Origin of the sequence: Sphingopyxis panaciterrulae (assembly GCF_014199295.1) — a bacterium.
GTDB classification, from domain to species: Bacteria; Pseudomonadota; Alphaproteobacteria; order Sphingomonadales; family Sphingomonadaceae; genus Sphingopyxis; species Sphingopyxis panaciterrulae.
This window is the reverse complement of the sequence record NZ_JACIJH010000001.1, coordinates 733,298-747,797: the sequence shown is the minus strand read 5'-3', so window position 1 is coordinate 747,797 and position 14,500 is coordinate 733,298. Positions and strand designations below refer to the sequence as shown.

The window sequence follows — 14,500 nt, the reverse complement described above, 5'->3', positions numbered from 1 at the left end:
ATTTGACGTCTGCATGATCCGATGATGAAACTGCTCGACACGCTGCATCGCTGGACGGGGGGCCTGATCGGCCTGCTGCTGGCGCTGCTCGGCCTGTCGGGCACGATCCTGCTCCACAAGGATGCGTGGATCGGCATACCGCACGCGGGCGATCCGCTGCGCACCGACCTGGCGAGCGTCACCGCCGCGACCGAGACGATCATGGCGCTGCCCGGCGCGCCGCAGGGCATCATCTATGCTCATGACGGCTTCGGTCTGCATCAGGGGCGCTTCGCCTTGGGCGAGGGCGCCGGATTCTACGCCGACCAGTCGGGGCGTGTCGTGGCTGGCTGGGCGAGCCAGTGGGAGCGGCCCGAACTGTGGATCTTCGATTTCCACCACCATCTCTTCGCCGGCGACAGCGGCGAATGGGTGACCGGCATCGCCGGGCTGTGCGGCCTGTTCTTCGTCGTCACGGGCGCGATCCTTTGGTGGCGGACCCGGAAGAGCTTTCGCCTCCGCCTGTGGCCGAAGCGGATGAGCCGTCCCGCCATCGTCACCCACCACCGCGACCTGGGCGTCGTCGTCGCGCCGCTGCTGCTGCTCTCGCTCGTCACCGGCACGATGATGATCTTCCGCCCCTTCGCGATGGCGATGGTCGCACCCTTCGGACCCGTCGCCGAAACGGTCAAGTCGATGGAGCCGCCGAAATATGAAAGCGGCCCGCTCGCCGCGAAGCCCGATTACGCCGCGATGTTCGCCGCGGCGCGGCGGCGCTTTCCGACCGCCGAATTCCGCATCCTCAGCCTGCCCCGCAAGGCCGGCGATCCGATCAGCCTGCGGATGCGCCAGCAGGCCGAATGGCTGCCCAACGGCCGCACGACCCTATGGTTCGACGCCGCAACCGGCCGCATCCTCGGCGCGCGCGACGCGCTGGCGATGGCGCCGGGCGCGCAGGCGTTCAACAAGGCCTATCCGCTCCATTCGGGCAAGGTGGGCGGGCTTCTCTGGCGGCTGGTGCTGACGCTTTCGGGCCTGTCGCTGACCATGCTCGGCAGCTTCGCGGTCTGGACCTTCTGGTTCCGCCGCCCGAAACCGGCGAAGCGGGCGGCGAAGACGGCGCTGGCGCCAAGCTGACCGTCGCCCCCGCGAAGGCGGGGGCCGCTGGCGGCGTAGCGCAAGGTTGCCAGCGGCCCCCGCCTTCGCGGGGGCGACGACTCTTCAAACCGTCGCTTTCCTATTTCCGGCAGCGCCCTATATCCTGCCAAATCCCATGACCCGCGCCCGCGTCCTTCTTTTGACCGCCGCCCTCGGCCCGCTCGACTATCGCGTTCCGCGCGAAAGCGAGGCGGTGCTCGGCAGCGTCGTCGTCGCGCCGCTCGGGCCGCGGCGGATGGGCGGGGTGGTGTGGGAGGATGAAAGCTTCGGCGCGCCCGAGCCGGTCGGCGACAATCGCCTCCGCAATCTTTACGAGATTGTGGCGGTGCCGCCGGTGCCCGCACCGCTGCGCCGCCTCGTCGAATGGACGAGCGACTATTATCTCGCCCCGCCGGGCGCGGTGCTGCGCATGGTGCTGCCCGGCGCCGCCTTCGCCGATGCGCGGCGCCCGATCGTCGAATATCGCTCCACCGGCGAGCGACCCGCGCGGATGACGCCGCAGCGCACGGTGGCGCTCGAAAAGATCGGCGCGCGGCAGGGCATGGTGCGCGAACTCGCAGCGCTGGCCGAGGTCAGCGACGCGGTGATCCGCGGTCTGGTGCAGGCGGGCGCGCTCGAGGCGGTGAGCGTGTCGGCCGACGCCCCCTATCCCGCGCCCGACCCCGCCTTCGCGCCGCCCGAGTTGTCGGACGAGCAGGCGACGGCGGCGGACGAGCTTCGCCAAGCGGTGGCCGCCGCGACGTTCGAGACCTTGCTGCTCGACGGCGTTACCGGATCGGGCAAGACCGAAGTCTATATGGAGGCGATCGCCGCCGCGGTCGAAGCGGGCCAGCAGGCGCTCGTCCTGCTCCCCGAAATCGCGCTGACCGAGCCGATGCTCACCCGCTTTGCGGCGCGCTTCGGCTGCGAGCCCGTCGCGTGGCACAGTGGCCTCCGTTCGACCGAGCGCCGCCGCGCGTGGCATGCCATCGCCAGCGGGGATGCGAAGATCGTCGTCGGTGCGCGCTCGGCGCTTTTCCTGCCCTATGCGAAGCTGGGCGTCATCGTCGTCGACGAGGCGCACGAGACGAGCTTCAAGCAGGAGGACGGCGTCCATTATCACGCGCGCGACGTCGCGGTGATGCGCGGGCATTTCGAGGGGCTGCCGGTGATCCTGGCGAGCGCGACCCCGGCGCTCGAAAGCCTCGCGCAGGTCGAGGCGGGGCGCTATCGCCATATCGTCCTGCCCGCGCGCTACGGCGGTGCGACGCTGCCCGATCTCGCCGCGATCGACATGCGGACCGACCCGCCCGACCGCGGCCGCTGGCTGGCGCCGCCGCTGGTCGACGCGCTCGCCGACCGGCTCGGCAAGGGCGAGCAGAGCCTGCTGTTCCTCAACCGCCGCGGCTTCGCGCCGCTGACCCTGTGCCGCACCTGCGGCCACCGCATCCAGTGCCCGAACTGCACCGCATGGATGGTCGAGCACCGGCTCGTCCACCGCCTCGCCTGCCACCATTGCGGCCATGTCATGCCGCCGCCACGGCTCTGCCCCGAATGCGAGGACGAGGACAGCCTCGTCGCCTGCGGTCCCGGGGTCGAGCGCGTCGCCGACGAGGTGGCGCTGCGTTTCCCCGAAGCCAGAACGGCCATCGTCACCTCCGATACCTTGTGGTCGCCCGCCAAGGCGGCCGAGTTCGTCGACAATGTCGAGGGCGGGCTGGTCGACATCATCATCGGCACCCAGCTCGTCACCAAGGGCTATCATTTCCCCAACCTCACCCTTGTCGGCGTGGTCGACGCCGATCTCGGCCTCGACGGCGGCGATCTGCGCGCATCGGAGCGTATTTTTCAGCAGATCGCGCAGGTCGCGGGGCGCGCCGGGCGCGGGGTCAAGCCCGGCGAGGTGCTGATCCAGACGCGGGTGCCGGGCGCGCCGGTGATGGCGGCGCTCGTCGCCAACGACCGTGAGGGTTTCTACGCCGCCGAGGCCGCGGCGCGGCGGCAGGCGGGGGCGCCGCCCTATGGCCGTTTCGCCGCGCTCGTCATCTCGTCGGAAGATGTGGAGGTCGCGCGCGGGGTCGCGCAGCGGCTGGGGCAGAAGGCGCCGGTCGCCGACGGGCTCGCCATCTATGGCCCCGCCCCCGCCCCGCTCGCGATGCTGCGCGGACGCCACCGCTTCCGGCTGCTCCTCCACGCCCCGCGCAGTTTCGACCTGCAAGGCGCGATCCGCGACTGGGTGGGGCGCATCGACTGGCCGGCGAAGGCGCGGCTCGCGATCGACGTCGATCCCTACAGCTTCGTTTGAACCCAAAGACTTGAAGGCGCGACGGCGCCCGCTATGCTGCGCCGCAGAGGAACAGCCAAGGGGGATATGGACGGTGACGGGGATGGCATGGACGCGCGGAGCCGCTCGGCTTCTGGGCGCGGTGGCGGCGATGCTGGCGGTGTTCGCCAGCCCGGCGGTGCGGGCCGAATGGTGGGAAGCGCAGACCTCGCACTTCGTCGTCTATTCGGAAAGCGACAAGGGCGATGCCGAGAAGTTCGCGGCCTTGCTCGAACGCTTCGACAATGCGCTGCGCACGCTTCAGGGCATGCCGGTCCCCGGCCCCGAGGTCGGCGCGGCGAACCGCGTCCAGGTCTATCGCACCGGCGATACCGACAATATCGCGGTCTTCGCCCATGCGTCGGGATCGGGGGTCGCGGGCTTCTATATCCCGCGCGCGGGCAATCCGGTGGCCTTCGTCCCGGCGCGCGAGCGCATCGCGACGAGCAAGGGCATCCAGGCCGGCCCGCGCCTCGACATCAGGACGGTGCTGCTCCACGAATATACGCACCATTTCATGCTGTCGAATTTCAGCACCGCCTATCCGCAATGGTACACCGAGGGCTCGGCCGAGCTCTACAGCACGATCCGCTTCATGGACGACGGCAGCTTCCACGTCGGCGACGTCCCGCAGGCGCGCGGCGCGGCGCTCGACTATCTGCCCGACATCCCGCTCACCCGGCTGTTCGACACCAAGGCGACGCTGAGCGGCATGCAGCAGTATCAGTCCTACACCTTCGGCTGGCTGCTCTCGCACTATCTGAACTTCGCGCCCGAGCGGAAGGGGCAGCTTCTCACCTATCTGAAGGCGCTCAACAGCGGCGAGGACAGCCTGACCGCCGCGAAACGCGTCTTCGGCGACCTCGATGCGCTGCAAAGGGAAGTGCGCCGCTACAAGCGCGGCCCCTTCCTCGGCTATGACGTCAAGCCGGGCCATTATGTCGAACCCAAGGTCGCGATGCGCCGCCTGACCGCGGCCGAGGAAGCGCTGATCCGCGACCATATGCGCTCGCAGCGCGGGGTCGACCGCAAGGAGGCGCGCGACGTCGCCAGCGATATGGCGGGCAAGGACGCGGCCTTTTCCGACAGCCTGCCGGCGCAACTCTGGGTCGGCGAAGCGCAAATCGACGCGCGCGACTGGGACGCCGCCGAGGTGGCCGCCGACCGGGCGCTGAAGATCAACCCCGAATCGTCCGCCGCCAATCTGCTCAAGGCCAATGTGTTCATGGGCCGCGGCAAGGCGGACAAGAGCGCCTATGCCAAGGCGCGGCCCTATTTTATCAAGGCGCGCCACCTCGACGAACTCGATCCGCGCCCGGCGATCGGCTATTATCTTTCCTTCCGCGAAGCGGGCGAAGCGGTCCCGGCGGCGGCCGTCACCGCACTCGAACAGGTCTATCCCGAAGCCTCCTTCGATCCGCAATATCGCCTGCTCATGACGCGCCAGTTGCTCGACGACGGCAAGGGCCACCTCGCCCGCACGGTGATCGCGCCGATCGCCTTTCAGGGACATGAGGGCAAGGAAGAGAATCTGCTGCTCGCGGTGGTCAAGGCGATCGACGACGGAAAGCTCGACGAGGCGCGCGCCAAGATGGCCGAAATCTTCAAGAAGATGGAGGAAGAGGGCGAGAAGTAAGGGCTCCCACGATCCGAACGGCCTTTACAGCGGGCATGGCGCGGATAGACCTTGCGCCATGACCCGTCTTCTTTCGCGCCGCGCGCTTTCGCTCCTCGTCCCTGCCATCGCCCTGACGCTCGCCGCGCCGGCCGCGGTCCGCGCCGATCCGGCGCCGCTCGCAGTGCCGGTCGTCGTCGCCGGGGAACTGGGCGGCGATGCCGGCGGACGGCTGCTGGTCTTCGCGCAAAGGATCGAGCCCGGCGCCAAGCCGCAGGAGGCGGTCGACACCTCGCCCTTCGACCCGACCGGCACCGCGATCGCCGCGCTCGAGGTCCAGCATCTGGCGCCCGGCACCACGGCGCTCGTCGGCACCGAGGTCGACGCCTTTCCGACCGCCTGGTCGAAACTCGCGGCGGGCACCTACCGCCTGCAGGCGGTGCTCGACCGCAACCACGACTATAATTACGGCGGGCGCGGCCCCGGCGACCTCGTCTCGTCGGTGGTCGAGGCGACGCTGCCCGGGCCGGTCCCGACGCTGACGCTGGCCACCGAGATTCCGGCGCGCGATTTCGCCGCGCGGCTCGCCAAGCTGCCGCCCGAGAAGCGCGCCGAGGTCGAGGCGGGACTGAAGAACGTCGAGGCGGTCGACATCCCGTCGAAGCTGATGACGGGTTTCTCGGGCCGCGCAACCTCGATCAAGGGCTGGGTCGCATTGCCGCCGGGCTACAAGGAGGGGAAAGACACCTATCCGACCGCCTATTCGGACGGCGGCTTCGGCAGCACCCTCGACAGCGCGAAGATGAACGCCGCGGGCGTCGCGGTGATGATGGCGAAGGGCGAGATGCCGCCGATGATCTGGGTCATCCTCGACCATCATATCGCGACCGGCACGCATGAATTCGCCGATTCGGCGAACAACGGCCCGTGGGGCGCCGCGCTGACCACCGAGGCGATCCCGGCGCTCGAGGCGAAATATCGCATGGACGCGCGTCCCTCGGGGCGTTTCCTCAACGGCCACAGCTCGGGCGGCTGGTCGACCTTGTGGCTGCAGGTCGCCTATCCCAAGATTTTCGGCGGCACCTGGCCGACCGCACCCGACGCCAGCGATTTCCACGACTTCACCAATATCAACATCTATGCCGCGAACGCCAACGCCTATGCCGGCGCCGACGGTCAGGATTTCCCGTTGATCCGCGACAAGGGCCAGGTGATCGCGACGCTGAAGCAGTTCGCGCAGCTCGAAACCGCGCTCGGCGCCTATGGCGGCCAGTTCGCGAGCTTCGACTGGGTCTTCTCGCCCCGCTGCCCCGACGGGCGCGCCTGCCCGCTGTTCGACCGCGCGACCGGGAAAATCGACCCCGCCGTCGCCGCTTACTGGCGCGACCATTACGACATCGCGCATATCGTCGAGCGCGACTGGGCGCGGCTTCAGCCCGACCTCGACGGCAAGATCCACCTGATCGTCGGCGATGCCGACACTTTCTATCTCGACGGCCCCGCGCACCGTCTCAAGGCCGTGCTCGACCGGCTCGGCGCCAAATCCTCGTTCCGCTTCGTCCCCGGCCGCACCCATTTCGACCTTTATAGCGAGGGCGAGGACCGGATGGCGCTGATGAAAACCATCGCAAAGGAAATGTATGCGGTGGCGCGGCCGGAGGGGACGAAAGCACAGTAAGCGACTCCGTCATTGCGACCCCGGCGAAAGCCGGGGGAAGCAATCCAGAGCCCGCGTAAACCGCTCTGGATTGCTTCGCTCCGCTCGCAATGACGAATTTCGTGAGTGATCGGGCGCTTGCCCTCTTCTCAATAATCCGGCTCGTCGCCCCACAGCACCTGCGCCGCCTGCCCGGTCAGCCACGCCATCGCCGCCGCCCAGGGCTGGTGTCCGTGGCTGATCCGCGCGACGCCGAGCTTGGCGAGCTCCTTGTGGGTCGGGGCCCCCTTGCCGCGCAATATATTCACCGGCAGCGGCGAGCCCTCGCAGATCGCGCCGATAGATTTCGCGTCGGCGAGGAAGGGCACGAACAACCCGCCCGCCCCGGCATCGGCATAGGCGCGCGCGCGTTCGAGCGTCGCCGCGACCAGCGCCTCGCCGTCCTTCGCCGCGTCCTGTCCGCGGAACGCGTCGCAGCGCGCGTTGACGAAAAGGCCGGTATCGGCCGCCGCACGATAGCGCGCGACCGCTTCGCCGACCGGCAGCAGGTCGCTCGCGCCCGGCAACCGGTCCTCCATGTTGATCCCGGCCGCGCCCGCCGCACGCGCCCGGCCGACCGAAACGCCGACCGTCGCCGCGTCGGCGCCATAGCCCGATTCCATGTCGATGGTGACCGGCAGATCGGTGACCGACAGGATGCGCGCGAGATTTTCGAATACATCCTCGATCGGAAAATCTTCGCCGTCGGCGCGGCCCTGCGCGCCCGCGACGCCGAAGCTGCCGGTCGCGATCGCCTTCGCGCCCGCGGCGGCGACCGCCCGCGCGCTTCCCGCGTCCCAGATGTTGACGAGGATCAGCGGGTCGCCGGAGACGTGCAGCGCGCGGAATTCGGCAATCTTGTCGGTCATTTCACTTCCCTTTTCAAAAGCTCTTCCTTGATCTTCAGCCCATAGGCATAGCCGCCGAGCGACCCGTCGCTGCGCACCACGCGGTGGCAGGGGATCAGCACCGCGACATTGTTCGCGCCATTGGCGCTCCCCGCCGCGCGCACGGCGTTCGGTCTGCCCACCGCGGCGGCGATATCGCTATAGCTGCGCGTCTCGCCCGCCGGAATCTTTCGCAATTCGCGCCACACCGCTTCCTGAAAGGCGGTGCCCTTCACGTCGATCGGGATATGATCGAAGCCCTGCGCGGGCGTCTCGACCGCGTCGACGACCTCTTGCAGCAACGCCTCGAACGCACCGCCGCCCTCGACCAGCGTCGCGGCCGGAAAGCGGTTTTCGAGCGCCTCGCGCCCCTCGGCGAACGACAGGCGACACACGCCCTTGTCGGTCGCCGCGACCAGCATGTCGCCAAGGCTCGTCGGCACGACCGCCCAGTGGATCGTCGCTCCCTTGCCGCCGTTCACCCAGGCCGAAGCCGTCATACCCATGCGTCCCTCCATCATATCGTAAAAGCGCGACGGCCCCGAAAAGCCGGCGTCATAGATTGCGTCGGTCACCCGGCTTCCCTCGCTCAGCGCCGCGCGCGCCCGCTCCTCGCGCAGCGCGCGGGCATAGGCGGCGGGCGACAGGCCGGTGTGGCGGGTGAAGACGCGCTGGAAATGCGTCGGAGAATAACCGGTGCGCCGCGCGAGATCGGCGAGCGCGAGCGGTTCCTCGCTGCCCTTGATCGCGGCGATCGCCGACAGCACCGCCGCCTCGTCGCGCCCGACATCGTCGGGCAGGCAGCGCTTGCACGGGCGCAGCCCCGCCATGCGCGCGGCGGCGCCGTCGGCGAAGAAACGGACGTTCGCCCGCAAGGGCTGGCGCGCGCCGCAACTCGGCCGGCAATAGATGCCGGTGGTCAGCACCCCGACGATGAAGCGCCCGTCATAGGCCTTGTCGCGGCGGCGCATCGCGTCCCAGCACTGATCTTCGGTCATCGCGGCGACGCTCATGGCTCGTCCCTTTCGATCCGCGCGGCGAAGCAGCCATAGGCGGCGTTATGCGCATGAATATAGGCGGTGGCGGGGTCGGCGAACAGGTCGCGGATCGCGCCGTCGACCTCGCCCGGCCCCGCGAGCCGCGCGGTCCGCAGCATCCCATCGGCACCGAAGGCGCGGAGCGCCAGCGTGCGCCCCGCGAATACCGGCGGCAGCTCGTCGCGCCAGGTCGCCGCCGCGACGCCCTGCCGCACATAGATGGCATAGGCGCTGCGATAGGGCGTCGCGACGTCGTGGCTGACATGGTGGAGCAGGATCAGTTCCTCGCCCGCCCGCGCATCCTCCAGGCTGATGCGGCACGGAAAGCCGCGGTCGGCGTTGGCGGTCACCCGGCACGCGCTCCGCGCCGCAAGCTCTGCATCGCTCATCGCGAACAGCGGCGCAAAGGGTTCGGGGTCGAGGCCGGTAATGGCATAGGTCATTGGATCGTCCTTCCTCATCTTGCATCCCGTCTGCCATGCCGCGCCGATCCGCGCGTCCCGATGCTTGCGTTCAAAGCAAGCGCCTCTAATCTGCGCCGCCATGACCCGCCTGATCGCGCTCCTGCTCGCCCTCCTGTCCCTCACCCTGCCGGCGCGCGCCGCCGACGATATCAGCGCCGTCTCGCGCAGCGTCGTGCGCGTCGTCACCGTCGCGATGGTCGACGGCGAAGTCGTCGGTTTCGGCCATGGCAGCGGCATCGCGGTCACCCCGACGCGCATCCTGACCAACGCGCACGTCGTCGAATCGGCCGCCAAATATCCGCGGAACGTCGCGCTGGGCGTCGTGCCGTCGGAGGGGCAGAAAAGCTATCCGGGCAAGCTGATCGCGATCGACACCGCGCGCGACCTGGCGCTGATCGAGATGGAGGAAGGCCGGGTGCCTTCGGCCGCCGTCTATACCGGCCCGCTCGAATCGGGCGCCGATGTCGTTGCCCTGGGCTATCCGGGCAATGTCGATCTCGCGACCGCGCGCAGCGCCGCCGATTACATCACCCCGCGCACCCCGGTGCGCAGCGAGGGCAATGTATCGAACCGGCGCGCGGTCGACGGCGTCGCCATGCTGGTCCACACCGCCAAGATCTCGCGCGGCAATTCGGGCGGCCCGCTCGTCGACCAGTGCGGGCGCATCGTCGGCATCAATTCCGCCATCACCCGCGCCGACGATGGCGATTCGCCCTTCGCCTTCGCGATTTCGGTCCCCGAGATCGCGCGCTTCCTCGCCGACGCGCGGCAGGATTATCACAGCGTCGGCACCCCCTGCCTGTCGCTGGCGGAAGCGGCCGAGCGCGACCGCGCCGCGACCGACGCCGACGCGCGCGCGGCGGCCGAGGCGCAGGCCGCGAAGGCGGCCAAGGCGCAGCTCGAACGCGAACGCGCCCTGCAACGTGCGAACGACGAGGCACTGGCGGCGCGCGAGAATCGCATTGCGCTGGCCGGAATATTGTTCGTGATCGGCGCGCTCGGCGCCGGAGCGGGCCTGCTGTTTCACAGCCAGAAAAAGCCGCGCGAGGCGAAGATCGCAGGCGGCGGCGGCGCGGCGCTGATCCTGGTGGCCGCCATCCTGTTCCTGACCCGCCCCGACGCGCATGCCGAACTTTCCGACCTCGGCGAGGACGCCGTGCCGGCGGCGGGGAAGGCGTCCACATTCGCCGGAGCCAATTTCCTCTGCACGATCGAGCCCGAGCGCAGCCGTATCACCGTCTCGTCGACCGACGACGTCCCGGTCGATTTCGCCAGGGGCGGCTGCGTCAACGCCCGCACGCAATATACGAAGGGCGCCGACGGGCGCTGGCAGCGCATCCTGGTGCCCCAGGAGGAAGCGACGGTGACGATCGCCTCGATCGACCCCGAAACGCGCGAATATCGCGTCGAGCGCTATCTGCTCGACGCCGAGACGATGGAGAAGGCGCGCGAAATCCGCGCCGCGTCGGATATCAAGGGCTGCACCGCCGACCCCGCCGCCCTCGCCGCCTTCACGGCGCAGCAGGATGCGGTGAAGGCCGTGCTGCCGCCGACGCCGAACGAGCGGCTGGTCTATCGGTGCCAGCAGCGGGCGAAACCTTGACGTGACCAGTTAAAAGACCTATTAACAGGTCATGGGAAAGCCTCTTCTCGCCGATTTCGGTATTAGCATCTCGGAACTCAAGAAAAACCCCTCGGCCGCGATCCGCGCCGCCGAGGGTGCACCCGTCGCGATCCTCAACCGCAATACGCCCGAAGCCTATCTCGTCCCCGCCGACGCGTGGGAGGCGATACTCGAGGCGCTGGACGACCTGCGGCTCGCGGAGATCGTCCGCGAGCGTCAGGGACAGGAGGAAATCGAGGTTTCGATTGACGACCTATAGGCTGATCTTTCTTCGCGATGCGAAGAAGGAATGGGACAAATTGGCGTCCCCGCTCCGTAAACAGTTCGAAAAGAAGCTGCGCGAGCGGCTGACACGCCCCCGCGTTCCGGCCGACAGGCTACATGGCCTGCCGGACTGCTATAAGATCAAGCTCCGCAAAGCGGGATATCGGCTGGTGTATCGCGTGTTCGACGATCGAATCGTCGTGCAGATCGTCGCGATCGGCAAACGCGAACGCAGCGAAGCCTACAGACAGGCTGCGAAGCGCCTATGACGCGCGCCTTTATCCCCCGCACGCCCTGAACAGCATCAGCGTCCGCTCGCGCGCCTGCTCGCTCGACGCTTCGTGATAATCCTTGCGGCGGTCGCTGTTGAAGCCGTGCCCGGCCTCATAGACGAAGACCTGCGCGGTCGGATGATCCTTTGCGATCAGCGCCTCGACGCCCTCCATCGGGATGCCGGCGTCGTAGCGGCCGAAATGGGCGATCGTCGCGCATTGCGGCGCCTCGTCCTTGAACTGCGTCGGCACCATGCTGCCGTAATAGGCGGAGGCCGCCGCGAGATCGGGGCTGATCTGCGCCATCCGCCACGCGACCGAGCCGCCGTAGCAATAGCCGGTGACGAAGACCGGTCCCCCGGAATCGTCAGCGCCCTTCAGCGCGTCGATGCAGGTCTGCGCGTCCTTCAGACTCTGTTCGAACGGATGGAGCTGGCGCGCCAGTTCGACCGCGCGCTCGAACTGCGGGCCCGAATAGTCGCTTTCGAACCCCGGATGCTCGCGGTCGAACAGCGCGGGGGACAGCACCTCATAGCCGTCGGCGGCATATTCATCGCATAGCTCGCGGATATGGTCGGTGACCCCGAAGATTTCCTGGATCAGCACGAGCCCGCCGCGGCGATCGCCTTCCGGCTGCGCGTGATAGACCGCGATTTCGGCGCCGTCGTCCATCGTCATCCGAATCATCTCACCCATGGATATCAATCCCTTTCCCGTTTGCCCCGAGCTTGTCGAAGGGCCATTCTTCCTTCCCCATTTTGGAGAAAGGACTGCCCTTCGACAAGCTCGGAGCCTGCCCCCGCGAAGGCGAGGGGCGAACGGGGTCGGGAGGGCGGCGTGAATCATCCCTCCCCGCCTTGCATTGCAGCAAAATCGTTGCTACGCGCGCCGCGACTGTGCAGCGGGGGCATCTTCGGAGGCCAAGAAAATCCGCGCAGCCATCCCCCTCGGGATCGTAGAGAAGGACTTTCGCGCGTGGAGAATTCCGGCGGCATTCAGGGCAACATAACGGCGGGTCTCGCCGGCCGTTATGCGGTCGCATTGTTCGACCTGGCACGCGAATCGAACGCCATCGACGGCGTGCAGAAGAGCCTCGCCGCGCTGCGCCAGGGTCTGACCGATTCGGCCGACCTCAAGGCGCTGACCCAAAGCCCGGTCATCAGCCGCGCCGACGCCGCCAAAGCCGTGGCCGCCATCGCCAAGGCGATGAAGCTCGATTCGCTGACCGCCAAATTCCTGGGCGTGCTCGCCGAGAACCGCCGCCTTGCCGAGCTTGGCGCGATGATCGGCGCCTATGACTCGATCGTCGCCGCGCACCGCGGCGAAGCGACCGCCACGGTCACGAGCGCGCACCCGCTGAGCGCCGCGCAGTTGAAAGAGCTCGCCGCGAACCTCAAGACCCGCGTCGGCCGCGATGTCCAGGTCGCGACCCATGTCGATCCCGCCATCCTCGGCGGCCTCGTCGTCCAGCTGGGCAGCCAGCTGATCGACGGCAGCATCCGTACCCGTCTCAACAGTTTCGCCCAGGCGATGAAGGGCTGAACGCCCGTACGCCCAAATGCCCGATGAAAGGCTAAGCAATGGAAATCCGCGCCGCTGAAATCAGCAAGGTCATCAAGGACCAGATCGCCAATTTCGGGACCGACGCCACGGTCAGCGAAATCGGCACCGTGCTCTCGGTCGGCGACGGCATCGCCCGCGTCCACGGCCTCGACAATGTCCAGGCCGGCGAAATGGTCGAATTCGCCAACGGCGTGAAGGGCATGGCGCTCAACCTCGAGGCCGACAATGTCGGCATCGTGATCTTCGGCAGCGACGCCGAGATCAAGGAAGGCGACACCGTCAAGCGCACCGGCACCATCGTCGACGTCCCCGTCGGCAAGGGCCTGCTCGGTCGCGTCGTCGACGGCCTCGGCAACCCGATCGACGGCAAAGGCCCGATCAAGGCCGACAAGCGCATGCGCGTCGAGGTCAAGGCGCCGGGCATCATCCCGCGCACCTCGGTCCACGAACCCGTGCAGACCGGCCTCAAGGCGCTCGACGCGCTCGTCCCCGTCGGCCGCGGTCAGCGCGAGTTGATCATCGGCGACCGCCAGACCGGCAAGACCGCGGTGGCGATCGACACCTTCATCAACCAGAAGCAGGCCAACGCCGGCGACGACGAGTCGAAAAAGCTGTACTGCATCTATGTCGCGGTCGGCCAGAAGCGCTCGACCGTCGCGCAGATCGTCCGCCAGCTCGAAGAAAATGGCGCGATGGAATATTCGATCGTCGTCGCCGCAACCGCGTCGGAGCCGGCGCCGCTGCAATATCTCGCGCCCTATGCCGGCGTGACGATGGGCGAATTCTTCCGCGACAACGGCATGCACGCCGTGATCGTGTACGACGATCTGTCGAAGCAGGCGGTCGCCTATCGCCAGATGTCGCTGCTGCTCCGCCGCCCGCCGGGCCGCGAAGCCTATCCGGGCGACGTCTTCTATCTCCACAGCCGCCTGCTCGAGCGTGCGGCAAAGATGAACGCCGACAATGGTTCGGGCTCGCTGACCGCGCTGCCGATCATCGAGACCCAGGCGGGCGACGTGTCGGCCTATATCCCGACCAACGTGATCTCGATCACCGACGGCCAGATCTTCCTTGAAACCAACCTTTTCTATCAGGGCATCCGCCCGGCGATCAACGTCGGCCTGTCGGTCAGCCGCGTCGGATCGGCCGCACAGACCAAGGCGATGAAGAAGGTTTCGGGCTCGATCAAGCTCGAGCTCGCGCAATATCGCGAGATGGAAGCGTTCGCGCAGTTCGGTTCGGACCTCGACGCCTCGACGCAGAAGCTGCTGGGCCGCGGCGCGCGCCTGACGCAGCTTCTGAAGCAGCCGCAGTTCCACCCGATGCCCTTCGAGGAGCAGACGGCGTCGATCTTTGCCGGCACCAACGGCTATCTCGATGCCGTCGCGGTCGGCGACGTGTCGCGCTATGAAGCGGCGATGCTCGCCTATCTGCGCAGCGACCATGCGGACGTCCTCAAGGCGATCCGCGACACCAAGGACCTGGGCGACGACGCCAAGAAGGGCCTGGTTGCGGCGCTGGATGCCTTCGCCAAGATTTTCGCGTAGACATACTTACCTCGTCATCCCCGCGAAAGCGGGGATCCAGTGCGACCCAGCGCAAGCTATCCCTAGATTCCCGCTTTCGCGGGAATGACGAA

Annotated in this window: 13 protein-coding genes; 9 read left to right on the top strand and 4 right to left on the bottom strand. The window is 67.9% G+C overall.

The window, feature by feature from the left end:
• Window positions 1–24 precede the first annotated feature (24 nt).
• The 4 genes from FHR21_RS03520 to FHR21_RS03505 all read left to right on the top strand — a co-directional run bounded on the left by FHR21_RS03520 (window position 25) and on the right by FHR21_RS03505 (window position 6,732).
• On the top strand, window positions 25–1,116 hold the full coding sequence (locus FHR21_RS03520) for a PepSY-associated TM helix domain-containing protein (RefSeq protein ID WP_184095593.1): 1,092 nt from the start codon (window positions 25–27) through the stop codon (window positions 1,114–1,116).
• Window positions 1,117–1,252: 136 nt separating this feature from the next.
• On the top strand, window positions 1,253–3,421 hold the full coding sequence (locus FHR21_RS03515) for a primosomal protein N' (protein WP_184095313.1): 2,169 nt from the start codon (window positions 1,253–1,255) through the stop codon (window positions 3,419–3,421).
• 73 nt (window positions 3,422–3,494) lie between these two features.
• The gene (locus FHR21_RS03510) at window positions 3,495–5,075 is read left to right on the top strand and encodes a tetratricopeptide repeat protein (protein WP_184095310.1); all 1,581 of its coding nucleotides are present in this window, start codon (window positions 3,495–3,497) and stop codon (window positions 5,073–5,075) included.
• A gap of 58 nt (window positions 5,076–5,133) precedes the next feature.
• On the top strand, window positions 5,134–6,732 hold the full coding sequence (locus tag FHR21_RS03505; protein WP_184095308.1) for an alpha/beta hydrolase: 1,599 nt from the start codon (window positions 5,134–5,136) through the stop codon (window positions 6,730–6,732).
• Window positions 6,733–6,860: 128 nt separating this feature from the next.
• On the opposite strand, the gene FHR21_RS03500 is transcribed toward FHR21_RS03505, so the two are convergent.
• From FHR21_RS03500 to FHR21_RS03490, 3 genes are read right to left on the bottom strand one after another with little or no spacing between them, the layout of a single operon-like run.
• Window positions 6,861–7,619, bottom strand: a complete 759-nt coding sequence (locus tag FHR21_RS03500; RefSeq protein ID WP_184095306.1) for an isocitrate lyase/PEP mutase family protein — start codon at window positions 7,617–7,619, stop codon at window positions 6,861–6,863.
• Entirely contained in the window at window positions 7,616–8,650 is a 1,035-nt protein-coding gene (ada, locus tag FHR21_RS03495) for a bifunctional DNA-binding transcriptional regulator/O6-methylguanine-DNA methyltransferase Ada (RefSeq protein WP_184095304.1), read from the bottom strand. Before ada ends, FHR21_RS03500 begins: the two co-directional genes overlap by 4 nt.
• Window positions 8,647–9,117 (bottom strand): DUF1203 domain-containing protein, encoded by a 471-nt coding sequence (locus FHR21_RS03490; protein WP_184095302.1) that lies wholly within the window; start codon window positions 9,115–9,117, stop codon window positions 8,647–8,649. Before FHR21_RS03490 ends, ada begins: the two co-directional genes overlap by 4 nt.
• A 100-nt stretch (window positions 9,118–9,217) precedes the next feature.
• Here FHR21_RS03490 and FHR21_RS03485 point away from each other — a divergent pair, with 100 nt between their 5' ends.
• Genes FHR21_RS03485 through FHR21_RS03475 form a run of 3 tightly spaced genes read left to right on the top strand, consistent with a single transcriptional unit; the run spans window position 9,218 to window position 11,295 of the window.
• Window positions 9,218–10,741 carry a S1C family serine protease gene (locus tag FHR21_RS03485; protein ID WP_184095300.1) on the top strand — a complete coding sequence of 508 codons (1,524 nt, stop codon included), beginning with the start codon at window positions 9,218–9,220 and terminating at the stop codon, window positions 10,739–10,741.
• Window positions 10,742–10,772: 31 nt separating this feature from the next.
• The gene (locus FHR21_RS03480; protein WP_184095298.1) at window positions 10,773–11,021 is read left to right on the top strand and encodes a type II toxin-antitoxin system Phd/YefM family antitoxin; all 249 of its coding nucleotides are present in this window, start codon (window positions 10,773–10,775) and stop codon (window positions 11,019–11,021) included.
• Window positions 11,008–11,295 carry a type II toxin-antitoxin system RelE family toxin gene (locus FHR21_RS03475; RefSeq protein WP_184095296.1) on the top strand — a complete coding sequence of 96 codons (288 nt, stop codon included), beginning with the start codon at window positions 11,008–11,010 and terminating at the stop codon, window positions 11,293–11,295. The genes FHR21_RS03480 and FHR21_RS03475 overlap by 14 nt, the downstream gene beginning before the upstream one ends.
• A 9-nt stretch (window positions 11,296–11,304) precedes the next feature.
• On the opposite strand, the gene FHR21_RS03470 is transcribed toward FHR21_RS03475, so the two are convergent.
• Complete coding sequence (locus tag FHR21_RS03470) at window positions 11,305–11,994, bottom strand: dienelactone hydrolase family protein (RefSeq protein ID WP_184095294.1); 690 nt, start codon at window positions 11,992–11,994, stop codon at window positions 11,305–11,307.
• 279 nt (window positions 11,995–12,273) lie between these two features.
• On the opposite strand from FHR21_RS03470, the gene FHR21_RS03465 reads away from it, so the two are divergent.
• Window positions 12,274–12,840 carry a F0F1 ATP synthase subunit delta gene (locus tag FHR21_RS03465; protein WP_184095292.1) on the top strand — a complete coding sequence of 189 codons (567 nt, stop codon included), beginning with the start codon at window positions 12,274–12,276 and terminating at the stop codon, window positions 12,838–12,840.
• A 38-nt stretch (window positions 12,841–12,878) separates the two neighbouring features.
• Window positions 12,879–14,408: a F0F1 ATP synthase subunit alpha gene (atpA, locus tag FHR21_RS03460; protein ID WP_184095290.1), complete on the top strand. Its 1,530-nt coding sequence runs from the start codon at window positions 12,879–12,881 to the stop codon at window positions 14,406–14,408.
• Window positions 14,409–14,500 lie beyond the last annotated feature (92 nt).